The 22,965-nt window shown below is 73.0% G+C and carries 22 protein-coding genes; 10 read left to right on the top strand and 12 right to left on the bottom strand.

The genetic code is table 11. The features are described 5' to 3' along the window. Window positions 1-98 precede the first annotated feature (98 nt). A complete protein-coding gene (locus ACNF49_RS36765) occupies window positions 99-575 on the top strand; it encodes a hypothetical protein (RefSeq protein ID WP_482940462.1) in 477 nt (158 codons plus the stop codon). Here the strand turns inward: ACNF49_RS36765 and ACNF49_RS36760 are convergent. The 4 genes from ACNF49_RS36760 to ACNF49_RS36745 form a co-directional block, all read right to left on the bottom strand. Beyond that, the gene (locus tag ACNF49_RS36760) at window positions 564-1,187 is read right to left on the bottom strand and encodes a cysteine hydrolase family protein (RefSeq protein ID WP_357968721.1); all 624 of its coding nucleotides are present in this window, start codon (window positions 1,185-1,187) and stop codon (window positions 564-566) included. The genes ACNF49_RS36765 and ACNF49_RS36760 overlap by 12 nt on opposite strands. Before the next feature lie 14 nt (window positions 1,188-1,201). Continuing rightward, on the bottom strand, window positions 1,202-2,230 hold the full coding sequence (locus ACNF49_RS36755; RefSeq protein ID WP_482940461.1) for an alcohol dehydrogenase catalytic domain-containing protein: 1,029 nt from the start codon (window positions 2,228-2,230) through the stop codon (window positions 1,202-1,204). 145 nt (window positions 2,231-2,375) lie between these two features. Next, window positions 2,376-4,055, bottom strand: a complete 1,680-nt coding sequence (locus ACNF49_RS36750; RefSeq protein ID WP_482940460.1) for an RICIN domain-containing protein — start codon at window positions 4,053-4,055, stop codon at window positions 2,376-2,378. Between the two features lie 184 nt (window positions 4,056-4,239). Beyond that, a complete protein-coding gene (locus tag ACNF49_RS36745) occupies window positions 4,240-5,394 on the bottom strand; it encodes an ROK family transcriptional regulator (RefSeq protein WP_357968729.1) in 1,155 nt (384 codons plus the stop codon). A gap of 161 nt (window positions 5,395-5,555) precedes the next feature. Between ACNF49_RS36745 and ACNF49_RS36740 the strand changes: the two genes are divergently transcribed. The 8 genes from ACNF49_RS36740 (at window position 5,556) to ACNF49_RS36705 (ending at window position 15,779) form a co-directional block, all read left to right on the top strand. Further along, window positions 5,556-6,857, top strand: coding sequence for a glycoside hydrolase family 36 protein (locus ACNF49_RS36740; RefSeq protein WP_482940459.1), 1,302 nt, complete (start codon window positions 5,556-5,558; stop codon window positions 6,855-6,857). Continuing rightward, entirely contained in the window at window positions 6,854-7,780 is a 927-nt protein-coding gene (locus tag ACNF49_RS36735) for a carbohydrate ABC transporter permease (RefSeq protein WP_357968734.1), read from the top strand. The genes ACNF49_RS36740 and ACNF49_RS36735 overlap by 4 nt, the downstream gene beginning before the upstream one ends. Window positions 7,781-7,788: 8 nt before the next feature. Beyond that, on the top strand, window positions 7,789-8,598 hold the full coding sequence (locus tag ACNF49_RS36730; protein WP_352353992.1) for a carbohydrate ABC transporter permease: 810 nt from the start codon (window positions 7,789-7,791) through the stop codon (window positions 8,596-8,598). A 174-nt stretch (window positions 8,599-8,772) separates the two neighbouring features. Further along, the gene (locus ACNF49_RS36725; protein ID WP_498703286.1) at window positions 8,773-9,921 is read left to right on the top strand and encodes an ABC transporter substrate-binding protein; all 1,149 of its coding nucleotides are present in this window, start codon (window positions 8,773-8,775) and stop codon (window positions 9,919-9,921) included. A 7-nt stretch (window positions 9,922-9,928) separates the two neighbouring features. Next, window positions 9,929-11,473 carry an alkaline phosphatase D family protein gene (locus ACNF49_RS36720; protein ID WP_498703867.1) on the top strand — a complete coding sequence of 515 codons (1,545 nt, stop codon included), beginning with the start codon at window positions 9,929-9,931 and terminating at the stop codon, window positions 11,471-11,473. A gap of 10 nt (window positions 11,474-11,483) precedes the next feature. Further along, a complete protein-coding gene (locus ACNF49_RS36715; RefSeq protein WP_498703285.1) occupies window positions 11,484-13,433 on the top strand; it encodes an NPCBM/NEW2 domain-containing protein in 1,950 nt (649 codons plus the stop codon). Window positions 13,434-13,443: 10 nt separating this feature from the next. Then, window positions 13,444-15,060, top strand: coding sequence for a beta-N-acetylhexosaminidase (locus ACNF49_RS36710; RefSeq protein ID WP_482940455.1), 1,617 nt, complete (start codon window positions 13,444-13,446; stop codon window positions 15,058-15,060). Further along, entirely contained in the window at window positions 15,057-15,779 is a 723-nt protein-coding gene (locus tag ACNF49_RS36705; protein WP_482940454.1) for a tyrosine-protein phosphatase, read from the top strand. The genes ACNF49_RS36710 and ACNF49_RS36705 overlap by 4 nt, the downstream gene beginning before the upstream one ends. 19 nt (window positions 15,780-15,798) lie before the next feature. Here the strand turns inward: ACNF49_RS36705 and ACNF49_RS36700 are convergent, their stop codons facing one another. Further along, the gene (locus tag ACNF49_RS36700; RefSeq protein WP_482940453.1) at window positions 15,799-16,650 is read right to left on the bottom strand and encodes a PHP domain-containing protein; all 852 of its coding nucleotides are present in this window, start codon (window positions 16,648-16,650) and stop codon (window positions 15,799-15,801) included. A gap of 113 nt (window positions 16,651-16,763) precedes the next feature. Between ACNF49_RS36700 and ACNF49_RS36695 the strand changes: the two genes are divergently transcribed. Then, the gene (locus tag ACNF49_RS36695) at window positions 16,764-17,408 is read left to right on the top strand and encodes a TetR/AcrR family transcriptional regulator (RefSeq protein WP_357968749.1); all 645 of its coding nucleotides are present in this window, start codon (window positions 16,764-16,766) and stop codon (window positions 17,406-17,408) included. On the opposite strand, the gene ACNF49_RS36690 is transcribed toward ACNF49_RS36695, so the two are convergent. Genes ACNF49_RS36690 through paaA form a run of 7 tightly spaced genes read right to left on the bottom strand, consistent with a single transcriptional unit; the run spans window position 17,396 to window position 22,890 of the window. Then, a complete protein-coding gene (locus tag ACNF49_RS36690) occupies window positions 17,396-18,250 on the bottom strand; it encodes a 3-hydroxyacyl-CoA dehydrogenase family protein (RefSeq protein ID WP_482940452.1) in 855 nt (284 codons plus the stop codon). The two genes, ACNF49_RS36695 and ACNF49_RS36690, sit on opposite strands and share 13 nt — an antisense overlap. Beyond that, window positions 18,247-18,987 carry an enoyl-CoA hydratase/isomerase family protein gene (locus ACNF49_RS36685; protein WP_482940451.1) on the bottom strand — a complete coding sequence of 247 codons (741 nt, stop codon included), beginning with the start codon at window positions 18,985-18,987 and terminating at the stop codon, window positions 18,247-18,249. The genes ACNF49_RS36690 and ACNF49_RS36685 overlap by 4 nt, the downstream gene beginning before the upstream one ends. A gap of 57 nt (window positions 18,988-19,044) precedes the next feature. Continuing rightward, a complete protein-coding gene (paaE, locus tag ACNF49_RS36680) occupies window positions 19,045-20,130 on the bottom strand; it encodes a 1,2-phenylacetyl-CoA epoxidase subunit PaaE (protein ID WP_482940450.1) in 1,086 nt (361 codons plus the stop codon). A 1-nt stretch (window position 20,131) separates the two neighbouring features. Beyond that, a complete protein-coding gene (gene paaD / locus ACNF49_RS36675) occupies window positions 20,132-20,674 on the bottom strand; it encodes a 1,2-phenylacetyl-CoA epoxidase subunit PaaD (protein ID WP_357968757.1) in 543 nt (180 codons plus the stop codon). Beyond that, a complete protein-coding gene (gene paaC, locus ACNF49_RS36670; protein ID WP_482940449.1) occupies window positions 20,671-21,621 on the bottom strand; it encodes a 1,2-phenylacetyl-CoA epoxidase subunit PaaC in 951 nt (316 codons plus the stop codon). Before paaC ends, paaD begins: the two co-directional genes overlap by 4 nt. A gap of 13 nt (window positions 21,622-21,634) precedes the next feature. Beyond that, on the bottom strand, window positions 21,635-21,928 hold the full coding sequence (paaB, locus tag ACNF49_RS36665; RefSeq protein ID WP_482940448.1) for a 1,2-phenylacetyl-CoA epoxidase subunit PaaB: 294 nt from the start codon (window positions 21,926-21,928) through the stop codon (window positions 21,635-21,637). Then, complete coding sequence (gene paaA / locus ACNF49_RS36660) at window positions 21,925-22,890, bottom strand: 1,2-phenylacetyl-CoA epoxidase subunit PaaA (protein ID WP_357968764.1); 966 nt, start codon at window positions 22,888-22,890, stop codon at window positions 21,925-21,927. Before paaA ends, paaB begins: the two co-directional genes overlap by 4 nt. Window positions 22,891-22,965 lie beyond the last annotated feature (75 nt).

Here is a 22,965-nt window from a genome sequence, read left to right as displayed (position 1 = left end):
CCTCGCCGACGCGGAAGGTGGGGGATCCCCCTGACGGGGGAGGGGGCTCGCGCGCGGTGGGGAGGAGCGTGCGCCGGGCGGTCCCTAGCGTTGCGGGCATGGTCGACTCTCATCGCCCGCGGCGCTGGCCGGCATACGGGCTGGCGGCGCTGATGCTCGGGTACGCGGCGGGCAAGGCCGCCTTCGCCGTCCAGGGCAGGCTCGGTTTCCCGGGCGGGCCGCCCGTGCCGGCGGCCGAGGCCGCGGGCTACTTCCTGGACCCGTCACTCGCGCAGGGGTTCGCGGCGGCCTCCGGGGTGCTGGCGGCCTGTGTCGCCCTGGCCACCGTCACCGCCGCGGGCCGCCGGCTGCCGCGGGCCGCGATGCTCGCCGTGCTGGCGGTGATGCTGGCGGCGCTCGGCGGGGGCGCGGGCATCATGGTCCTCGACGGGTTCGTCGGCCTCGGCGTCGGCTGGCGCTGGTACCACGGGATCATCGGGCTCGTCGTGGCCGGCCTGGCCGCCGAGATGACCCGGTCCTACTGGACGGCCACCCGCCCCGCCCGAGCCACTGACCCGGCCGGGTCAGCCCCGTGAGAAGGCCGCGACCAGTTCCTCCGTGGTCAGGATGGCGTGGGCGAAGGTGGGGCCGTTGAGCTCGTGCGCGGCGTGCAACATCTCCGGCAGGTACGCGGCGGTCGCGTCGCGCACCAGCGTCACGTGGTAGCCCAGCTCCATGGCGAACCGCCCGGTGGACTCGACGCACGTGTTGGCCAGCACGCCCACGGCCACCACGTGCGTGACGCCGCGCTGCCGCAGCTGGAGGTCCAGGTCGGTGTTGGCGAACCCGCTCTGCGCCCAGTGCTCGGCGGCGACGACGTCGTCCTCCTGCGGCTGGAGGTCGGGATGGAACTCCCCGCCCCACGAGCCGCGGGCGAAGGTGTGCCGCTCCTGGATGCCGTGCTGCGTCGGGTTCGGATGGGCCCAGCTCTCGTAGTCGCCCGGCTCCCAGCGGCGGTGCGGGACGAACACCACCCGCACGCCGGCCCCACGCGCCGCGGCGATCACCGCCCGCAGGTTGTCCAGCAGGCCGATCGCCTGCGCCACCGGCCCGAGCCGCGGCCACACCTTGCCGCCCTCGGAGATGAAGTCGTTGTACGGATCGACCAGCAGCACCGCCGTGCGGCGGGGGTCGTAGGACTCGCTCATGGCCGTCTCCCCGCTCAGTTGCCGGTGGTCAGGACCATGCGGAAGCGGGCCTGCCCCGACAACATCCGCTGGTACGCCGTCGCGGCCGCCTCCAGCGGCACCTCCTCCGTCCAGGCCCGTACGCCGCTCTGCGCGGCGAACCTCATGGTGTCCTGGGTGTCCACGGCGATGCCGGAGGCGTGCCCGTAGACCCGCCGGGCGCCCCCGACCAGCTGCAGGGGAGTGACGGCGAGCGGGTCGGTGTCGATGCCGACGGTGATGAGCTCGCCGCGCCGGCCGAGCCCGTCGATCGTGCCGGACATCGCCGCCGAGCTGGTCACCGTCGCCAGCACCACCTTGGCCCCGCCCCGCGCCAGCAGCACGTCGGCGGTCTTTTCCGCGGCGCCGTCGATGTAGTGGGCGGCGCCGAGCTCGCGGGCCAGCGGCTCCTTGTCGCTCCCGCGCGCGATCGCGACCGTCTCGAAGCCCATCTGAGCGGCGAACTGCACGCCCAGGTGGCCGAGGCCGCCCAGCCCGAGGATCGCGACGGTGTCGCCCGGCCGCGCCGAGCTGCGCCGCAGCGCGTTGAACACGGTCACGCCCGCGCAGGCCAGGGGCGCCGCCTGCACCGCGGTCAGCTCGTCGGGGATCGCGGCCAGGGCGACGGCCGGCGCCACCACGGAGTCGGCGAACCCGCCCGGGTAGGCGGCGCCCGGCACCCGGAGCTCGGGGCAGAGCACGCCGTCGCCCTCCCGGCAGGCGTCGCAGTGGCCGCAGCTCCCGCCGTACCAGCCGACCGTCACCCGGTCGCCCACGGACCAGCCCGCGACGCCGTCGCCGATCGCGTCGACGCGTCCGGCGATCTCGTGCCCCGGCGTGACGGGGAAGGCGGTGCCCGGGAGCGCGCCGCCGATGATCAGCGCGTCGGAGTGGCACACCCCGCACGCCTCGACGGTGATCCGCACCTGGCCGGGGCCCGGTTCGCGGGTCTGCGCCGGGGCCTGGGCCATGGCGCCGCCGGGCTCGGCGACCTGAATGGAACGGTGCAGGGCAGAAGACGGCATGGCGTCTGCTCTTTCTTCGTACGGGAAGCAGCGGCCTCGACGGGAGGCCCTCACAAGGCCACCTTTTCCACTTCCGGCTCGTTTACCCCACCGGCGCGCGAAGGCCCGGGACCCTGGCGCGGGTCCCGGACCTGGGGGCCGCCGGTCAGCCCGCGGGGACGACCGGGACGCCGCCGAAGGTCACCACCAGGCGGCCGTCCGCGGCGAAGGACCAGTTCAGGGCGCCGGAGTAGGCCGAGCAGCGGGAGCCGTTCGAGCCGGACCAGAACTGGTTGGAGGCGTCCGCGGCACCGACGATCTTGTCGTTGGCGCCGCTGCCGGAGCGGCAGGAGGTGTTGTCGCGGAACACCGAGGTGCCGCCGTCGAAGGAGAAGTTGCGCTCGGTGTTGTCGATGCCGACGTTCCCGGTGATCGACATCGTGCCGAGGTTGCGGTTGTAGGTGAAGCCGTGCTTGCCGTTGCGGTAGGCGATGTTGCGCCGCAAGACGTGGTCGACCTTGATGTCCTCGCCGCCCAGTTTGTAGCCGTTGCGGTCTCCGTTGCCGGCCTGGCCGCCGTCGCTGAGCGTGCCGTTGCCGTAGGCCAGGGAGTCCTCGATGGTGACCGGGCCGATCGGGCCGGTCTCGGTCTTGGTGTAGAGGTCCCAGCCGTCGTCGATGTTGTTGCGGGACACCGCGTACCGGAAGACGTTGCCGGGGCCGACGGTCAGCTTGGCGGCGAAGCCGTCGGCGTCCTCGCCGTCGGAGTCGGCGTTGTCGTGCGAGACCGTGCTCAGGACGAGGTTGCCGGACGGCCACCGGCTCTGCGGCGTGTCGGAGGCGATCCGGGAGAGCTGCAGCCCGGTGTCGCGGTTGTACCGGGTCACCGACCTTTCGATGATGTTGCCGCTGCCGCCGACGAAGATGCCGTTGTCGCCGGCGCGCTCGACGGTGATGCCGTACAGGTGCCAGTACGAGCCGTTGACGGCGAGCCCGCGGTTGGCCGGGTCCTCGCTCTGGGCGGCGAAGTTCAGCACCGGCGTCTCGCCGGGATAGGCCGACAACCTCTTGCGGGCCGCGGCGGTGCCGTCGTTCCCCGGGGCGATGGTGACCGTCTGGCTGAAGGCGTACGTGCCGCCGCGCAGGTAGATCGTGCCGCCCGCCGCGACGCGGGTGATGGCGGAGGTGAGCGTCGTCGGGTCGGACCGGGTGCCGGTCGCGCCGTCCCTGCCGGTCGGGGAGACGTACAGGGCGTCGGCGGGCGGGACGGTGGGCGTGACGGTCGGGGTCGGGGTGGGGCTGGTGGTGGGTCCGCCGCCCGCGGGCTTCAGGGTCCACTGCTTGGTGGCGGCCGAGTCGCAGGAGTTCTGCTGCAGGAGCGCGCCCGGCGCGGTGGCGTTGTCCTTGACGTTGAGGCACTTCCCGCCGTTGGCGTTGACGATCCGGTACGCGCCGCCGGCGGCGGTGAGCTGCCAGGTCTGGGAGGCGGCGCCCGTACAGGTCTCCTGCTGCACGGGCTTGCCCGCGCTGGTGGAGGCGTCGCGGACGCCCGCGCACTTGCCGCTGTGCGCCGCCTTGACCTGGAAGCCGCTCCCGGCGGCGGTGAGGGTGAAGACCTGCCCGGCGGCCTCGGCGCAGGCGTTCTGCGCGAGCTGCACGCCGTCGCCGGTGCTCTGCTCCGCAACGGTGGCGCACAGGCCGCTGCCGCCGTTGACCAGCGTGTAGTTCCCGCCGGCCGGGGCCGCCGAGGCGGGCGTGTTCAGCACGGCGACCAGGCCGCCCGCGGTGAGCAGGCCGGTGGCCAGCACGACCGCCGGTCTCGTCGCCAAGGGTTGGTTCTTACGCACGTCCAGCTCCGTTTCGGTGGAGGAGTGGAAGGGGGATGCCGCGCGAGCCGTGCCAACCGGTTGCAGTAACAGTGGCTTCGTGCCGAGGAAAGGTCAATACGTCCAGGTAAAACTGCAAACGCTTCGAGCGTTCTGCCTGGTGGCGTCGTTATTTCTGCAACAACCGATTGCAGGAATCCTGCAATCAGCGGGTGAGGGGGAGCGGGCCGCTCTCGGGGGTGAAGAGCTGCTCGTCGAGGTGGTCGACGGCGTAGTCGATCGCGCCCGCCACCACGCACTCGTCGCCCAGCGTGGACGCCCGCACCTCCGGCATGCGCATGCACCGCCGCTCCAGCCGTTCGCGCAGCGGCCCGAGCAGCACGTCGGCCGACCTGGAGAACCCGCCGCCCAGTACCACGACCTGCGGATCGAGGACGAGCACCATGGCGGCCGCGCCCACGGCCAGGTCGTCGAGAAAGCGCCCGACGGCCTCCAGCGCGACCGGGTCGCCGTTCCTGGCGGCGGCCAGCGTGTAGCCCGCCGCGTCCTCCGGCGGCGTGCCCTGGGGGACGGCCGCGCACGAGTTGAGGTGCTCGGGCGCGTCGAACCAGCGGGCCTCGGGCAGCATGGAGATCTCCCCGGCCGCCGCCCCGAACCCCCGGTGGACCCGGCCGCCGATGATCAGCCCGGCGCCCATACGCCTGCCGACGTGCAGGAACACCACGTCCTTGGCGCCCTGGGCCACGCCGCGCCGGGTCTCGGCCATGGCGGCCAGGCGGCTGTCGTTCTCGATCAGCACCTGGCAGGGGAACATCTCCCGCATCCGGCCCGCCAGGTCGAGGTCGCGCCAGGACGGGACGGCGGCCGAGTAGATGACCCGCCCCTCGATGTCGATGATGCCGATGGTGCCGACGGCGATCGTCCACAGGTCGGACACCTCGACGCGGCCGAGGGTCAGGCAGCCGGAGACGGCCCGCTCTATCGCGGCCAGGCGGTCCTCCAGCGGCGCGTCCGGCAACACCGGCTGGCGGGTCTCGGCCAGGATCTCGCCGTCGAGGTCGGACAGGGCGGCGCGGATGTTGTGGCCGCCCACGTCGACGCCGACCAGGTAGCCGCTGTCGGCGCGGAAGCGGTAGCGGCGGGCCGGCCGGCCCATCGAGCCGGGGCTCGGCGGCACCTCCTCCACCCAGCCCAGGTCCATCAGCTCGCCGGCGACCTCCTTCATGGACGGCCGCGACAACCCCGTGCGCTCGGCCAGCGCCGACAGGGTGAGCGGGCCGGCCCGGCGCAACGCCCGGATGGCGGTCAGCGAGTTGAGCTGTCGCAGCCGTGACAGGTCGCCGCCGCGTAGATCCGCCATCGCCGTCCTTAACGTAGGTCTCCTCTGTAAGCAGAGATTATGCCAGGGGCCAGCTCGACAGCGCACCACCTACGAACCCCTTCAAATTGGGCGTTGACCCTCGGAAACCGACGGTGCTACTAATGAAGCGCTCCTTCGTAAGTTGAGAGAGATGAGGTCTGATGTCATTCGTTGACGTCGGCGAGATCAGGTGCGACCAGGCCCGGACCCGGGTGTTCGAGCACGGCTGGCAGTCGTGGAGCCCCACGGGCGCCTACGGCCTCGGGCACCTTCCGCCCAGACCCGCCGACGAGACGATCCAGATCCTCTGCTACCGGCCCGAGACGCCCGTCCCCGACGGCGTCTTCCAGGGCGAGGGGCTGCTGGCCGTCGAGACCGGTGACGGCGCGGTCGAGCTGTGGAGCGCGCCCCGACCGCTCCAGGTGCCCTCCGTCCGGGCCCGCCGGGAGGGCGACCGCCTGGTCATCTCCGCCGACGGCCCGGTACGCCACCACCGCATCGAGGGCGACCTCGACCGGGCCCTGCGCGCCTGGGCGGACGGCATGGCCGAACCCAGGACGTTCCCCGCCGTCCCGCCCATGTGGTGCACCTGGTACGGCTACTGGGACAAGGTCACCGACGCCGACGTCCTGGAGAACCTGGCGCTGGCCGACCGGCACGGCCTGACCGCCGACATGTTCCTCGTCGACGACGGCTACGAGGCCGGCATCGGCGACTGGCTGGACCCCAGGCCAGGCTTCGGCTCCCTTCCCCGCGCCCTTGATGCCGTCACCGGCTCCGGCCGCCGCGCCGGCATCTGGACCGCCCCCTTCCTCGTCGGCCACGACAGCCGCCTGTTCCACGAGCACCCCGACTGGCTGGTGGACGGCGCGTACGCGGGCCGCATGTGGAACCAGGAGCTGGCCGTCCTCGACGTCACCCACCCCGGCGCGGCCGAGCACCTGGTCCACGTGTTCGCCACCTTCGCCGCCATGGGCGTCACCCACTTCAAGCTCGACTACCTCTACGCCGGCGCCCTGGCCGGCCGCCGCCACGAGGAGCTCGACCCGATCGCGGCCTACCGGCGCGGGCTGGAGCTCGTCCGGCGCGGCGCGGGCCCCGAGGCCACCCTGCACGGTTGCGGCGCGCCCATGCTGCCCAGCATCGGGCTGGTCGACATCATGCGGGTCAGCCCCGACATCGCGCCCACCCTGCACCCCCGCTCGGGCGACATCAGCCAGCCCTCCCAGCTCGGCGCCCGGCTGACCGGCGCGGCCCGCGAGTTCCTGCACGCCCGCTGGTGGGTCAACGACCCCGACTGCCTCATCGCGCGGCCCGAGGTGGAGGCCCGGCAGGAGTGGGCGGCGCACATCGAGGGCACCGGCGGCCTGCGCGGCTCCAGCGACCCGATCGCCTCCCTCGACGACTGGGGGCTGGAGACCACCCGCCGCCTGCTGGTCCCCACCGCCACGGACCCGTCGTGATCACCGAGACCGTCCGGGCCGCCGCCAAGGAGGCCCCGCGGCGGCCGCGCAGGCGCGCCCGCGACTGGCACGCCTACCTGTTCGTCGGGCCCAGCCTGTTCGGGGTGGTGGCCTTCCTGCTGCTGCCGGTCGTCATCGTCCTGGTGCTCAGCTTCTTCAACTGGGAGCTGCTGTCGGAACCCACCTTCGCCGGGCTGGACAACTACCGCCGGCTGGCCGCGGACGGCGAGACCTGGCACGCGCTGGGCGTCACCCTCCTGTACGTCGTCCTGTGCATCCCGCTGCAGACCGTGCTGGCCCTGGTGCTGGCGCTGCTGCTGGACCGCAAGGTCAAGGGCCTGCGGCTGTACCGCTCGTTGTACCTGATCCCGTGGATGGCCACCCCGATCGTCCTCGGCCTGGTCTGGAACTGGATCTTCGACCCGCGCGACGGCGCGCTCAACAGCCTGCTCGGCCTGGCCGGCATCACCGGCCCCGACTGGCTGTCCGACCCCGCCTGGGCGCTGCCCGCGATCGCGCTGGTCAACGTCTGGCAGCACACCGGCTACACCATGCTGTTCTTCCTGGCCGGCCTCCAGGGCATCCCCAAGGAGCTGTACGACGCCGCCGCCACCGACGGCGCCACCCCCGCCCAGCGGTTCTGGCGCATCACGCTGCCGCTGCTCAACCCCACGATGTTCTTCGTCATGGTGACCAACCTGATCGGCGCCTTCCAGGTGTTCGACACCGTCTACGTCATGACCAACGGCGGCCCCAGCCAGAGCACCGAAGTGCTCAACTTCCGCATCTACGAGACGGCGTTCAAGCAGTTCGACTTCGGCTACGCCTCGACCCTGTCGATGTTGCTGTTCGGGGTCATCCTGCTGGTGACGCTGGCGCAGGTCAGGTTCTTCGGCAAGCGCACCACCTACGACCTGAGCTGAGGCCCCCCATGATCAAGCGCACCCTGCTCCACGTCGTGCTCGCGGCCGGCGCGTTCGTCTCCGTCTTCCCGTACCTGCTGGTCGTGCTGACCGCCTTCAAGACGCAGTCGCAGCTCAGCTCCACCGAGCCGTGGCTGCCCGGCCTGCCGCCGACCACCGCGAACCTGACCCGGCTGCTGAGCGGCGACTTCCCCCGGTACGTGCTCAACACGCTGCTGATGACGGTCGTGCTCACCCTCGGGCAGCTCGTCTTCACCACCTTCGCCGCCTACGCCTTCGCGCGGCTGCGCTTCCGGGGCAGGGAGGCCCTGTTCTGGCTGTACGTCGCCACCATGATGGTGCCGGGCGCGGTCACGATGATCCCCCTGTTCCTCATCATGCGCGAGCTCGGCCTGGTCAACACCTGGTACGGCCTGCTCATCCCGTACGTGCTGGGCACCCCGTACGGCATCTTCCTGATGCGCCAGTTCTTCAAGTCCCTGCCCGCCGGGCTGGAGGAGGCCGCCCGGATCGACGGGGCCGGGGCGATGACCGTCCTGCTGCGCATCCTGCTGCCGCTGTGCCGCCCGGCGCTCGGCACCCTGACGATCATCACCGTGATCTCGTCGTGGAACAGCTTCATCTGGCCGCTGATCATCACCAGCGGCGACGAGACCAGGGTGATGACGGTGGCGCTCGCCACCCTCAAGGTCGGCATCGGCGTCGACTACAACCTGATGATGGCCGGCGGGCTGATCGCGCTCGTGCCGATGGTGGCCGTCTTCGTCTTCTTCCAAAGGCACATCGTCCGGTCGGTGGTCCTCACCGGCCTCAAGTAGCACACGAACAAGAGGTCAGCGAATGTTGCAATCCCCCCGATTCGCTGGGCCGGGGCGCTGCTCTGCGCCGCCACGCTCATCCTGTCCGGCTGTGGGTCGGGCTCCGGAGACTCCGGCAAGGTCACGCTCACCTACCGGCTCTGGGACGACCAGCAGAAGGTCGGCTACGAGAAGGTGATGGCCGCCTTCGAGAAGGCCAACCCGGGCATCGACGTCAAGATAGAACTGCTGCCCTACGACCAGTACTGGACCAAGCTCACCGCCGACGCCGTCGCCGGGACCGCGCCGGACGTCTTCTGGATGAGCCCCACCCAGTTCCCCGAGTACGTCACCAAGGGCGTGCTGGCGCCCGTCCAGGTGGACGGCTCCAAGTACCACCAGACCGTGGTCGGCTCGTTCACCTACCAGGGCAAGCTGTACGGCGTGCCGAAGGACTGGGGGATCGTCGGCCTGCTCTACAACAAGGACCTGTTCGCCAAGGCCGGCGTCACCATGCCGGACAAGCTCACCTGGGCGGCCGACGGCTCCGGCACTCTGCTCGACACGGCCCGCAAGCTCACCGTGGACGAGGCCGGCAAGCACCCCGGCGAGTCCGGCTTCGACCCCGCCAAGGTCGCCACGTACGGCTTCGCCTCCTGGAACCACTACCAGACGCAGTGGATGAACTGGGTCAGCTCCAACGGCGGCAAGCTGCTGGACAAGCCCTTCGGCAACTACACCTTCAACGACGCCGCCTCCGTCCAGGGGCTGCAGTTCGGCGTGGACCTGGTCAACAAGCACCACGTCTCGCCGCCGGCCACCCAGACCAACCCGCCCACCGGCAAGGTCACCGACATGTTCAAGGCCGGGAAGGTCGCCATGTTCCCGGCGAACAACGCGCTGCTGCCGTTCGTCGCGCCGGAGGCCAACTTCGAGATCGGCGTCGCCCCCATGCCCGAGGGACCGCAGGGCCGCTCGGTGAACCTCAACGGCCTGTCGGAGGCCGTCTCCGCCAAGAGCGCGCACCCGGCCGAGGCGATGAAGCTGGCCACCTGGCTCGGCACCGAGGAGCCGCAGAAGATGATGGCCGACGGCGGCTACGTCTTCCCCGCGCTCAACGGGCTGTCGCAGGGCTACGTCGACTACTGGAAGTCCAAGAAGCTCGACGTCTCGCCGTTCCAGAAGGAGTCGGAGGGCCAGACCTTCCCGCTGCCGGTCACCACCGGCTTCACCGGCTTCGAGACCAAGCTCAACCAGATCCTCAACGAGATGTACCTCGGCAAGCTCACCCCCCAGCAGGCCGCCGACCAGGCCGTGGCCGCCGGCAACGCCTCCGTCAAGTAGGAGCTCCATTGATCACCCGGCGATCGTTGTTCGCCGGGGGCGCGAGCCTGGGCCTCGCCGCCGCACTGGGTGCCTCACCCGTGCGCGCGGCGGCCCGGCGTGCCCCCTGTCCGACCCGTTCCAGCTCGGCGTCGCCTCCGGCGAGCCCACGCCGGACGGCGTCGTCCTCTGGACCCGGCTCGCCATGGACCCGGTCGCGCTCGACGGGCTCGGCGGCATGCCGGACCGCGTCGTGCCGGTGCACTGGCAGCTCGCCTCCGACGAGAACTTCCGCCACGTCGTGCGCCAGGGCGTCGAGCAGGCCCGCCGCGAGTCGGCCCACAGCGTGCACGTCGAGCTGGACGGCCTGCGTCCGGGCGCGGAGTACTTCTACCGCTTCCGCGCCGAGGGCGAGATCAGCGAGGTCGGCCGCACCCTGACCGCCCCCGCCCCCGGCGCCCGCTCCCGCCCCCTGAACCTGTCCTTCACCTCCTGCGCCGACTACCAGACCGGCTGGTTCACCCCCTACCGCCGGATGGCCGAGGACCACCCCGACCTCATCGCCTTCCTCGGCGACTACATCTACGAGTACGGCGACTACAAGTACCCCGTCCGCGACCAGGCCGGCGGCGAATGCCTCGACCTGGCCGGATACCGGCTGCGGCACGCCCAGCACAAGGCCGACCCCGAGTCGCGGCTGGCCCACGCGATCGCCCCCTGGGTGGTCGTGTGGGACGACCACGACATCGAGAACGCCTGGGCCGGCGACGTGCCCGAGCAGCCCGACCCGCCCTTCCTCGCCCGCCGGGCCGCGGCCTTCCAGGCGTACTACGAGAACATGCCGCTGCGCCGCGCCCAGCGCCCCGACGGCCCCGCCCTGCGGCTCTACCGCACGATCCGCTGGGGCGCGGTCGCCAACCTGCACATGCTCGACACCCGCCAGTACCGCGACCTGTACGCCTGCACCGGCAGGAGCGGCACGGTCGGCGCCGACTGCGCCGAGCGGCTGGCCCCCAACCGCACGATGCTCGGCGGCGAGCAGGAGTCCTGGCTCGACGGGCAGCTCAAGGGCTCCCAGGCCACCTGGGACCTGCTCGGCCAGCAGGTCTTCCTCATGGAGATGGACTGGACCAACGGCGAGGGCAAGGGCTACTCCAACGAGGGCTGGGACGGCTACGTCGCCTCCCGCAACCGGCTGACCGCCGCCATCGACGACTACCGGCGCAACGCGGTCGTCCTCACCGGCGACGTGCACTCCCACTGGGCCGGGGAGGTCAAGCGCGACTTCCAGGACCCCGAGTCGAAGTCCGTCGCGGTCGAGCTGGTCACCACGTCGGTCACCAGCGCCGGCAACGGCTTCGACGAGTACCCCAACACCCAGATCCTGCTCGACGAGAACCCGCACGTGAAGTTCTTCAACGGCCGCCGCGGCTACGTCCGCGCCAAGCTCACCCAGCAGGAGATGAAGGTCGACTTCCGCTCGCTGTCCCGGGTGACCGAGCCGTACGCGCCCGCCTACACCTCCGGCTCGTTCGTCGTCGAGCCGGGCGACCCGAGCCTCCACCCAGCCTGACGGGATCCCCATGCGCACGATCACGGCCGCCGCCGCGGCGGCCCTCCTCACCCTGCCCTTCGCGCCCTTACCAGGCTCAACGGCGACCGCGGCGACCGCCGCGGCGCCCCCGATGGGCTGGAGCAGCCGCTCCCTGGGCTGCTCGGTCTCCGAGGCGGCCGTCCGCCAGGCCGCCGACGCCCTCGCCCCGCTCGCGCCGCTCGGCTACCGGTACGTCGTCCTCGACGACTGCTGGCTGGCCGCCCAGCGCAGCGGCGGCGCCCTGGCCCCCGACCCGGCCCGCTTCCCGGGCGGCGTCAAGGCGCTGGCCGACGAGCTGCACGCCAAGGGGCTCAAGCTCGGCCTGAGCGTGTCGGCGGGCACCAAGGCGTGCTCCGGCGGCGGCGCCGGCGCCTACAAGCAGGAGGCCGCCGACGCCGCCCAGCTCAAGGCCTGGGGCGCCGACTACGTCAAGTACGACTGGTGCAACGTCCCCACGGCCGACTTCCCCGGCCAGAACGTGCAGCAGATCGCCCAGACCCTCTACCCGCGCATGCGCCAGGCCCTGGGCGACGACGTGGTGTTCGCCATGAACAACGAGGACGGCAGCACCGTGCCCTGGTTGTGGGGCAAGGACGCCGGCGCCACCACCTGGCGGACGAACGTCTACAACAGGCCCATCCCCGACAGCTACCCCAGCATGGTCGACATCTGGGAGACCAACCAGCTCAGAGCCGAGTACGCCGGGCCGGGCAGCTGGGCCGACCCCGACCTGATCCAGGCCGGGCGCGGCGGGATGACCGAGACCGAGTACCGCGCCCAGTTCACGCTGTGGGCCATGGGGGCCGCGCCGCTCGTCCTGCAGGCCGACCCGGCCAAGGCACCGGCGGCCGTCGTCGCCAACCCCAAGGTGATCGCGGTGGACCAGGACCGGCTGGGCGCGCACGGCCGGCTCGTCTCCTCCGACGGCTGGTACCACGTCCTGGCCAAGCCGCTGGACGGCGGCGACCGGGCGATCGCGCTGTTCAACGAGAGCGACCGGGCGGCGGTGATCTCCACCCGGCTCGGCGCGGGCTCCCGCCACCGCGTCGAGGAGCTGTGGTCCGGCGCGGTCAGCTCGACGAAGGACGTGCTGTCGGCGCAGGTCCCGGCGCACGCGGCGGTGCTCTACCGGGTCTCGGAGAGCCGGGAGCAGGCGCCGCCGCTGGTGACGTTCGAGGCCGACCCGCCGCGCTTCCTCGGCGAGGACCGCCCGTCGGTGCTGGAGCCCGGCGTGCCCGGCGAGCTGGTCACCCGCGTCACGAACTCCGGGGCCACCGCCCCGCTGCGGGACGTCGAGGTCAAGGCGTCCGCGCCGGACGGCTGGCGCGCCGAGGCCCGCACACCGGCCAGGACCGCCCGGCTCGGCGCCGCCGAGACGTTCACCGTGACCTGGACGGTCACCCCGCCCGCGGGCGCCGCGCCCGGCACCTACGAGGTGGCCTTCACGCAGGGCGGCCAGCAGGCCGTCGCCGTCGTCATCGTGACCAAGGCGCCGGGCACCGGCCGCACCTACCTGAGCGACCTGGCCTGGACCAGGGCCACGAACTACTTCGGCCCGGTCGAGAAGGACACCAGCAACGGCGACCGGGCCGCCGGCGACGGCCGCCCGATCACCGTCGAGGGCGTCCGGTACGCCAAGGGCCTGGGCACGCACGCCCCCGCCGACATCGAGTTCTACGCCGCCGGCCGCTGCACCACGGTCGAGTTCCAGGCCGGCATCGACGACGAGGTCGGGCAGGCCGGATCGGCCGACTTCGAGGTGTGGGCCGACGGCGGCCGGGTCGCGCACTCCGGCGTGCTGACCGGTGCGATGCCCGCCAGGAAGGTCACGGCGTCCGTCGCGGGCGCCCGGTTCGTCCGGCTGGTCGCGACCAACGGCGGGGACAACGCCACCTCCGACCACGCCGACTTCGCCGACGCCACCATCACCTGTCAGTGAGGAGATCCACTTGAAGATCGTTCCCAGGCCCGTCGGCCAGGAGACCAGGCGCGGGAGGTTCGTCCTCGACGGGCGCACGGCGCTCACCGCCGACCCGGCGCTCGCCGGGGTGGCCGCCTGGCTGCGCGCCGAGCTCAGCCAGGTCACCGGAGGTGAGCTGCTGCCCGGCACGCCGGGCCCGGGGACGATCACCCTGGGGCTGGGCGACGGCCTCGGTCCGGAGGCGTACCGCCTGAGCGTGGGCGAGGACGGCGTCGCCATCGACGCGGGCGGGCCCGCCGGGGCCTTCTACGGCGCGCAGACCTTCCGCCAGCTCCTGCCCGCCGCGGCCTACCGCCGGACACCGGCCGCCGAACCCCTGGTCGCGCCGGGCGCGCACATCGAGGACGAGCCGCGCTTCGGCTGGCGCGGCTGCCTCCTCGACGTCGCCCGGCATTTCATGACCAAGCACGACCTGCTGCGCTTCATCGACCTGATGGCCCTGCACAAGCTCAACGTCCTGCACCTGCACCTGACCGACGACCAGGGCTGGCGCGTCGAGATCAGGCGATACCCCCGCCTGACCGAGGTCGGCGCGTGGCGGCGGGAGAGCCAGACCGGCTGGAACGGCGCCATGGACGGCCGCCCCCACGGCGGCTACTACACCCAGGACGACATCAGGGAGATCGTCGCCTACGCCGCCGCCCGGCACATCACCGTCGTGCCGGAGATCGACCTGCCCGGCCACACCCAGGCCGCCATCGCCGCCTACCCCGAGCTGGGCAACCTCGGCACGCCGCTGGAGGTCCGCACGACCTGGGGCATCGGCCGGAACGTGCTCAACGCCGAGGACGCCACGATCACCTTCTTCAAGAACGTGCTCGACGAGGTGCTGGAGCTGTTCCCCAGCCCGTACGTGTGCGTGGGCGGCGACGAGTGCCGCAAGGAGCAGTGGCGGGAGAGCCCGTCCGCCCAGCGCCGGATCAGCGAGCTGGGCCTGCGCGACGAGGAGGAGCTGCAGAGCTGGTTCATCCACCAGTTCGACGACTTCCTGGCCGCCCGGGGACGCCGCCTGGTCGGCTGGGACGAGATCCTGGAGGGCGGGCTGGCGCCCGGGGCGGTGGTGGCGTCCTGGCGCGGCGACCTCGGGGCGGTGGCCGCCGCCCGGCGCGGGCACGACGTCATCAACTGCTCCAACACCCAGGTCTACTTCGACTACCGCCAGGGGCCCGGCGAGGACGAGCCGGTGCCGTTCGGGACCGTGCTCGCGCTGGAGGACGTCTACGCCTTCGAGCCCGTGCCCGCGCAGCTGCGCGAAGACCCGGCGGCGGCCCGGGTCCTCGGCGCGCAGTGCCAGGTCTGGACCGAACTGATCGACTCCAACCGGCGGGTCGACTACATGGTCTTCCCCCGGCTGGCGGCCTTCGCCGAGACCGTCTGGGGGCCGCCCGGACGCGACCTGGAGGACTTCCGCGCGCGGCTGGCGGGCCATCTGCCGCGGCTGGCGGCGATCGGGGTGGAGTACCGGCCGGAGTCGGGGCCGCTGCCCTGGCAGACCAGGCCCGGCGTCCCGGGGCGGCCGGAGGATCCGAAGGAGTGGCAGGCCACCATCGACGCCTGGACCAGCAATCTGCGGGACCTCGCGTGAGGCCCCCGGAGCCGCCGTCGGGCGGACGGGTGCTGAGCTGGCCGGGCTGCGAGAACGTGCGCGACCTCGGCGGGCTGCCGACCGAGGACGGCGGGCGGATCCGGTGGGGCGCGCTGGTGCGGGGCGACCGCCCGAGGAGTAGCGCCGTCCCGGCGCTGCGGGCCCACGGGATCCGGCTCGTCGCCGACCTCCGGCTGGCCGCCGAGTGCCAGGCCGACCCGGGTCCCGACGTGCCGGGCCGCCGCCACCTGCCCGTCCTGCGGGACGAGGACACCGTCCTGGAGGCGCTGGACGACACCTTGCCCGGCATCTACCGGGTGATCCTCGACCGGGGCGCCGCCCGGTTCGCCGCCGTCCTGTCGGCCGTCGCCCACGCGCCGGACGGGGGCGTCCTGCTGCACTGCCACTCCGGCAAGGACAGAACCGGGCTGGCGGTCGCGCTGGCCCTCTCGCTGGCCGGCGTCTCCCGGCAGGAGATCGCCGCCGACTACGCCATGACGGCCGTCTGCCTGCGCCTCGACAACCACCTCGCCGCCCTGGACGGCGACTCGGGGCGGGCCAGGGCACTGCGCCTGTTCGCCGAGGTCACCGCGGACACCATGCTGGCCGCCCTGACCCACCTGGACGACCGGCACGGCGGCGCGCAGGCGTACCTGCTGGCCGGCGGCCTGCCACCGGACGACCTGGCCCTGCTCCGGGCCCGCCTGGTGGACCGGTAGGGGGCCCGGACGGCGGGGGTCACCCCGTACGGCCCCAGAAGTCGTACGGGTCCCGGCCCGGGCGGAAGCCGTGCGCCCGGGCCAGCTCCGCCGCCTCCCGGAACCGGCGCGCGACGACGGAAGGCTCGTGGGCGTCGCTGCCGAACGTCACGGCCTGCCCGCCCTCCTCCCGCCACCATCCGAGCAGCGTCGTGTGCAACGGCAGGACCGTGTTGATCTCCAGCGCCCGGCCCGACCCGGCGGTCGCCCGCAGCGCGTGCCGGAACTCCTCCTCGAAGTCGGCCGGGTCGAACGGCCCGGCCGCCTGCGGCCAGTAGCGCACCGGGTAGTCGACGTGGGCCAGCACGGAGAACACGTCGCTGCCCGCGACCAGCTCGGGGATCTCGGCCAGGTAGTCCCGGATCACCTGGCCGGCGGCGCTGCGGGCGTACAGGCCGGGCGGCTCGCAGAACCCGTCGCCGGCGGGCAGGCTGTGCAGGGAGCCGAGCACCCGGTCGAAGCGGCCGGCGGCGAGCACGCGGGCGACGTCCCCGGCGTGCCGGTGCGGCTCGCCCAGCTCCAGGCCGCTCAGGATGCGCAGCTGCGGGAAACGCTCGCGGCACCGCTCGACCGCCTCCAGGTAACCGGCGGCGTCGAAGGCCGGGGGAGTGAGGTGACCGTCCGGCGTCGTCAGCGCGAGCAGGTGGTCGTGGCCGTCGAGGGCGCCGGGGTCGACCGTCCAGACCGTGTGGTCGACGTGCTCGGTGAAGGCGATGGCGGGCAGGCCGAGCTCCACCGCCCGCGCGCAGGAACGCTCCATGTCGCCCTTCGGGGCGTCCCAGGACCATTCGCTGTGCACATGGCTGTCGGCGGGCAACGTCACGGGGCTCACTCCTCGGAGGGTAGGAGAAGATCGTCACGACTGTACCCCGCGAGCGTCCCGGCGTCCCGGGGGTGTGACCGCCTCGGGGAAGAGGTCGGATCTGCCGTGAGATGCTGGCTTTCGTGACGACGACCGAGCCCGCCGGGCCCGCCCCGCGCCGCGGGCGCGGCCGACCCGGCTACGACCAGGCCGCGATCCTGCGCGCCGCGGTGGAGCTGTTCAACCGCAGGGGTTACGACGCCACCAGCATGGGCGACCTGGCCAAGGAGCTCGGCCTGACCAAGCCGGCCATCTACCACCACGTCACGAGCAAGGAGCAGCTGCTCGGCCAGGCCCTCGACGACGCCCTCGACGAGCTCACCGCCGCCGTGACCGCCGCCACCCGCGACGCCGCCGGCCGCACGGCCTACGAACGCCTGCGCGAGGTCGTGCGGCGCAGCGTCGAGGTGCTGGTCGCCCACCAGCCGAGCGTCACGCTCCTGCTGCGGGTGCGCGGCAACAGCCCGGTCGAGCTGGCCGCCCTGGAACGCCGCCGCTGGCTCGACGACCGCCTCGCCGTGCTGGTCGCCGACGCCGTCGCCGAGGGCGCGCTGCGCGACGACGTGCCGCCCGCGCTGGTCAGCCGGCTGCTGTTCGGCATGGTCAACTCGCTGGTGGAGTGGTACCGCCCGGACGGCGCCTACGACCGGGCGATGGTCGCCGACGCCGTCACCGCGATCGCCTTCGACGGCCTGGCCGGGCACACGCCCGGAGCTCACCAGGTGTAGAACCCCTGGCCCGTCTTGCGGCCGAGATGCCCGGCGGCCACCAGGTCGCGCAGGATCCGCGGCGGCTCGAACCGGGGGCCGAGCTCGCGGGCCAGGTGCTCGGCGATCGCGAGCCGCACGTCCAGGCCCACCACGTCGGTGGTGCGCAGCGGGCCCGTCGGGTGGCGGTAGCCGAGGGTCATGGCCGTGTCGATGTCGGCCGCGCTCGCCACGCCCTCCTCCAGCATCCGCATCGCCTCCAGGGCCAGGCAGACGCCGAGCCGGCTGCTGGCGAAGCCCGGCGAGTCGGCCACCGTGACCGGCGTCCTGCCGAGCGCCCGCGTCCACTCCTGGGCCCGCTCGACCAGCTCGGGCTCCGTGCGCGGGCCGACGACGACCTCGATGAGGTCGCTGACCGGGACGGGGTTGAAGAAGTGCAGCCCGATGAAGCGCTCCGGCGCGGCCAGGCCGGCCGCCAGGCCGCCGATCGACAGGCTGCTGGTGTTGGTGGCCAGCACCGCGTCCGGCGCCTGCCGCTCGACCAGGGCGAACACCTGGGCCTTGAGCGCCGCGTCCTCCGGCACCGCCTCCACGACCAGCTCGCACGGGGCCAGCTCGGCGGGGTCGGCCGTCGTGCGCAGCCGGGCCAGGACGTCCTGGAGCGGGCTGCCCAGCCGGCCCTTCTCCGCGGCCTTGGCCAGGCTGCCGGTCACCCGTTCCAGGGCCTGGGCGGCGGCCCGCGGGGCGCTCTCCACGACGACGACCCGGCTGCCGGCGGCGAGGAAGGCGTGCGCGATGCCCGATCCCATCCGCCCGCCGCCGAAGACGCCGACGATCCGTGGCAGGGTCGAGGCGAAGGTCATGAGCGTCGCTCCTTGCGCCGGTCGAGGAACGCCGTCATGCGCGCGTGCTTCTCCTCGGTCTCGAACAGGACCGCCTGGGCCAGGTCGTCCACGAACGGGTGCGCGGCGCGCGGGGCGTGGAAGACGGCCTTGGTCAGCCGGGTGGCCAGCGGCGCCCGCGCCGCGATGCGGTCGGCGAGCCGGTGACCGGCGGCGAGCAGGTCCTCCGGCTCCACGACGTCGTGGAGCAGGTGGACCGCCCGCGCCTCCTCGGCCGTCAGCACCCGGCCCGCGAGCAGGATCTCCTTGGCCAGCGGCTCCCCGACCAGCTCGGCCAGCCGCCAGGCGGCCCCGGCGGCGGCCAGGATGCCGAGGTCGGTCTCCGGGTTGCCGATCCGGGTGCGCGGCGTGCCGATCCGGAAGTCGCAGGCGTAGGCCAGCTCGGCCCCGCCGCCCAGGGCGTAACCGTCCACGAGGGCCACGGTCGGCATCGGCAGCCGGTGGATCCGGTCGAAGATCCTGGAGTTGATGCCCCGCAGCGCGTCGCCCCGGTCCCGGTCGCGGAGCTGGGCGATGTCCGCCCCGGCGGCGAAGGTCGTGCCCTCGCCGGTGAGCAGCACGACGCGCGGCTCCTCCTCGACGGCCGCGCACGCCTCGTGCAGCGCGGCGACCAGCTCCCGGTCGATCGCGTTGCGCACCTGCGGCCGGTTGAGCCGCCACACCACCCGGTCGGCGCCCTCCTCGACGATGAGGGTCATGGGCGCTCCGCCTGGGGAGCGCGGGCTTCGGTCACGGAAAACTCCTCTGCGTAGGGGTCAGGCGTCGTAGTCCACGGTGACACGGTCGCCGGCCGGGAACGTCTGGCAGGTGAGCACGAAACCGGCGTCCACCTCGGCCGGTTCGAGCGCGTAGTTGCGGCGCATGTCCGCCGCGCCCTCGCGGACCACCGCCCGGCACGTGCCGCAGACCCCGCCCCGGCAGGCGAACGGCAGGTCCGAGCGGGTCTGCTGGGCGCCGTCGAGCAGGGTCGACTCGCGCGAGACGGTGGCGGTCGTGCGCCTTCCGTCGAGCACCGTCGTCAGCACGGTCGTCGCGCCCGCAGGCACGCCCTCGGGCCGCCTCGGCTGCGGCGGGGGAGCGTCGACGTAGAAGAGCTCGACGTGCACCTTCGCGGCCGGGACGCCGAGCTCGGCCAGCACCCGGTGGGCGTCCTCGACCATGGGCAGCGGCCCGCACAGCCAGACGTGGTCGAACGTCTCGATCGGCACCAGCTCGGTGAACAGCCGCCGCAGCCGGTCGCCGTCCAGCCGGCCGGAGAACAGCTCGACGTCGCGCGGCTCCCGGGAGAGCACGTGGACGAGCTGGAAGCGGGGGCCGTACCGGTTCTTCAGGTCGCCGAGCTCCTCGGCGAACATCACGGTGCGGCTGCTGCGGTTGCCGTACAGGAGGGACACGCGCGCGCCGGGATGGGTGAGCACCGTCGAGGCGACCGACATCATCGGGGTGATGCCCGACCCGGCGGCCACGCACAGGTGCCGCTCGCCCGGGGCGGGGTCGGCCTGCCAGGAGCCGGTCGGGGTCTGCACCTCGATCCGCGTGCCCGGCCGCACCTCGCGGACGAGCCAGGAGGAGAAGAGGCCGTCCGGGATCTCCCGGACGCCGATGCGCGGCGCGTCCCCGGCCGGGGCGCAGATCGAGTACGATCGCCGCTCCTCCCGCCCGTCCACGAAGCGGCGCAGGGTGAGCGACTGGCCCGCGCGGAAGGCGTACGCCTCGCGCAGCTCGCCGGGCACGGCGAAGGTGATCGCGGCGGCGTCCTCGCACAGGTGGTCGACCGCCGCCACGGTCAGCTCGTGGAAGGCGGCGTGCGCCCGGGCCGGCGCGGGCGCGAGCGTGGTCATCTCATATCTCCTTGACATGCTCGAACGGTTCCAGGCAGTCGGCGCAGGCGTAGAGGGCCTTGCAGGCGGTGGCGCCGAACTCGGAGGTCAGCCGGGTGGCCCGGGAGCCGCAGCGCGGGCAGGCCGGGGCGGACCTGGCCGGGCCGAGCGTCAGCGGGATCGGCCCGGACGTCCGCCGGGCCGGTCCGGGCGCCGACAGCCCGGCGGCGCGCAGGGCGGCCCGGCCGCGCTCGGAGATCCAGTCGCTCGACCACGGCGGGTCGAGCACGACACGCACCTCGACGCGCGGGAAACCCGCCTCCCGCAGCCGGTGGACGAGGTCGTCGCGCATGGTCGCCATGGCCGGGCAGCCGGTGTACGTCGGGGTGATCGAGGCGACCACGACCTCGCCGTCCGGCCCCGGCCGCAGCTCGACGCCGCGCAGCACGCCGAGGTCGGCGAGGGTGAGCATCGGCATCTCCGGGTCCCGCACCAGCTCAGCCACCCGGGCGGCGCGCCCGCGGGCGTCCCCGGGCGCGGGTCCGGCCTGCCCGGCGGCGGTCACCAGCGGCCTGCCGGGTGGGCGCGGGCGACCGACTGCATGTCGGCGAGCAGGTCGGCCAGGGCCGGGGTGTGGCCGCCGTCCCGGCCGCTGCCCGGCCTGTCTTCGTCCGGCCTGTCTTCGTCCGGTCGGTCTTCGTCCGGTCGGTCTTCGAGGGCCGGGCGGGGGACGTCGCTCACCGTCAGCACCTGGTCGAGCACGGCCTCCACGTCAGCGCGCAGCGCGGCGGCCTCGACGGCGACGCCCGAGCGGGCGAGTGCGCGCTCGACGGGATGCACAGTGACCAGCTCGGCCAGCAGCGGCCACAGCTCGCCGAGCGCGGCGTCGAGCCGGCGGCGCGACTCCTCGGTGCCCTGGGCCAGGGTGAGGAACCAGCGGCCCGCCCAGTCCCGGTGGTAGGCGACCTCCTTGACGCCCTTGGCGGCGACGGCGGCCAGCACCGTGTCCGCGCTCGCCGACAGCCGCTCCAGCAGCGCCAGCCGGGCCGTCGAGAACAGCAGCAGGCGCACGACGACGTGCGCGAAGTCGCCGTTCGCGACCTCGGCCAGCCACACGTTCCTGAACTGCCCGGCGTCGCGGAAGAACGCCAGCGCGTCCTCCGGCGGCACCGGCGAGCCCTCGGGCAGCGCGGGCACCACGCCGGGGTCGGCCGCGGCCGCCCGCGCCAGCAGCAGGCGCGCCTGCCCGAGCAGGTCGAGGGCCACGTTGGCGAGCGCGATGTCCTCCTCCAGGTCGGGGGCGCGGCTGCACCACTCCGCGAGCCGCTGCGACATGACCAGCGCGTCGTCGCCGAGCATGAGGCAGTACGCCGCCAGCTCGGCGTGGCCGACCCCCTCGGGCACGGTCGTGTCCACGCCCGCCAGCGGGTCCTCGAAGTCCGTGCCGAACGCCCACTGCGCGGAGTCCCCGCCGGTCAGGCCGTCGAAGATGCTCTCGTGGTCATCGCTCACGCTGGACCCCCTCTCACATGTGCGGGACGTCGCCCGGGATGTCGTAGAACGTCGGGTGCCGGTAGACCTTGTCGCCGCTCGGCGCGAACAGCGGGTCCTTCTCGTCCGGGCTGGAGGCCGTGATGGCGTCGGAGCGCACGACCCAGATGCTCACGCCCTCGTTGCGCCGGGTGTAGACGTCGCGGGCGTGCCGCAGGGCCATCGCGTCGTCGGGGGCGTGCAGCGACCCGACGTGCACGTGGTTGAGTCCGCGCTTGACCCGGACGAACACCTCGTACAGCGGCCATTCCCGCCGGTCGGTGCTCATCGGGCGCCCGCCCCGGCAGCCGTACGGCCGGCGAACGCCGACGCGGCCTCGCGCACCCAGGCGCCGTCCTCGTGGGCGGCGCGGCGGTGGCGCATCCGCTGGGCGTTGCACGGCCCGTCGCCGCGGATGACCGCGGCCAGTTCCGACCAGTCCGGCTGCCCGAAGTCGTGGTGCCCGCGCTCCTCGTTCCAGCGCAGCTCGGGGTCGGGCAGCGTGACGCCGAGCGCCTCGGCCTGCGGGACCGTCATGTCGACGAACTTCTGGCGCAGCTCGTCGTTGGAGTTGCGCTTGATGCCCCAGGCCATCGAGCGTTCGCTGTTGGGGGAGCGGTCGTCGGGCGGGCCGAACATCATGAGGGAGGGCCACCAGAACCGGTTGACCGAGTCCTGGACCATCTCCCGCTGGGCCTCGGTGCCGCGCATCATCGTCATCAGCAGCTCGTAGCCCTGCCGCTGGTGGAAGGACTCCTCCTTGCAGATGCGGATCATGGCTCGGCCGTACGGGCCGTAGGAGGTGCGGCACAGCGGCACCTGGTTGCAGATCGCGGCGCCGTCCACGAGCCAGCCGATGGTGCCGACGTCGGCGTAGGACAGCGTCGGATAGTTGAAGATCGAGGAGTATTTCTGCTTCCCGGACAGAAGGAGTTCGGTCAGCTCGGCGCGGGAGACGCCCAACGTCTCGCACGCGGAGTACAAATAGAGGCCGTGCCCGGCTTCGTCCTGCACCTTGGCCAGCAGGATCGCCTTACGGCGCAACGACGGGGCGCGCCCGATCCACTCGCCCTCCGGCTGCATGCCGATGATCTCGGAGTGCGCGTGCTGGGCGATCTGGCGGACGAGCGTCCTGCGGTACGCCTCCGGCATCCAGTCGCGGGGCTCGATCCGGTCGTGACCCGCGATGGTCGCGTCGAAGGCGGACTGCAGCCGCTCCTCCAGGTCCGGCTCCGCCGGCGTGGTGGTCATCGTCCCTCCGAGACATCGGTCTTATTTACTTATCGCTCGGTCAGTAATACGGTTGCATGAGTCGGGGCTTCCGCG

Source organism: Actinomadura sp. ATCC 39365 (assembly GCF_054392275.1).
The sequence above is the reverse complement of the archived record's forward strand: the minus strand, read 5'-3'. Positions and strand labels throughout refer to the sequence as shown.

Coding starts and splice junctions, on each gene's coding strand:
- paaB (WP_482940448.1), bottom strand. CDS start 21,928: ATGAGCACCGACCGGCGGGAATGGCCGCTGTACGAGGTGTTCGTCCGG.
- ACNF49_RS36765 (WP_482940462.1), top strand. CDS start 99: ATGGTCGACTCTCATCGCCCGCGGCGCTGGCCGGCATACGGGCTGGCG.
- ACNF49_RS36755 (WP_482940461.1), bottom strand. CDS start 2,230: ATGCCGTCTTCTGCCCTGCACCGTTCCATTCAGGTCGCCGAGCCCGGC.
- ACNF49_RS36690 (WP_482940452.1), bottom strand. CDS start 18,250: ATGACCTTCGCCTCGACCCTGCCACGGATCGTCGGCGTCTTCGGCGGC.
- ACNF49_RS36685 (WP_482940451.1), bottom strand. CDS start 18,987: ATGACCCTCATCGTCGAGGAGGGCGCCGACCGGGTGGTGTGGCGGCTC.
- ACNF49_RS36715 (WP_498703285.1), top strand. CDS start 11,484: ATGCGCACGATCACGGCCGCCGCCGCGGCGGCCCTCCTCACCCTGCCC.
- ACNF49_RS36730 (WP_352353992.1), top strand. CDS start 7,789: ATGATCAAGCGCACCCTGCTCCACGTCGTGCTCGCGGCCGGCGCGTTC.
- paaE (WP_482940450.1), bottom strand. CDS start 20,130: ATGACCACGCTCGCGCCCGCGCCGGCCCGGGCGCACGCCGCCTTCCAC.
- ACNF49_RS36740 (WP_482940459.1), top strand. CDS start 5,556: ATGTCATTCGTTGACGTCGGCGAGATCAGGTGCGACCAGGCCCGGACC.
- ACNF49_RS36760 (WP_357968721.1), bottom strand. CDS start 1,187: ATGAGCGAGTCCTACGACCCCCGCCGCACGGCGGTGCTGCTGGTCGAT.
- paaA (WP_357968764.1), bottom strand. CDS start 22,890: ATGACCACCACGCCGGCGGAGCCGGACCTGGAGGAGCGGCTGCAGTCC.
- ACNF49_RS36745 (WP_357968729.1), bottom strand. CDS start 5,394: ATGGCGGATCTACGCGGCGGCGACCTGTCACGGCTGCGACAGCTCAAC.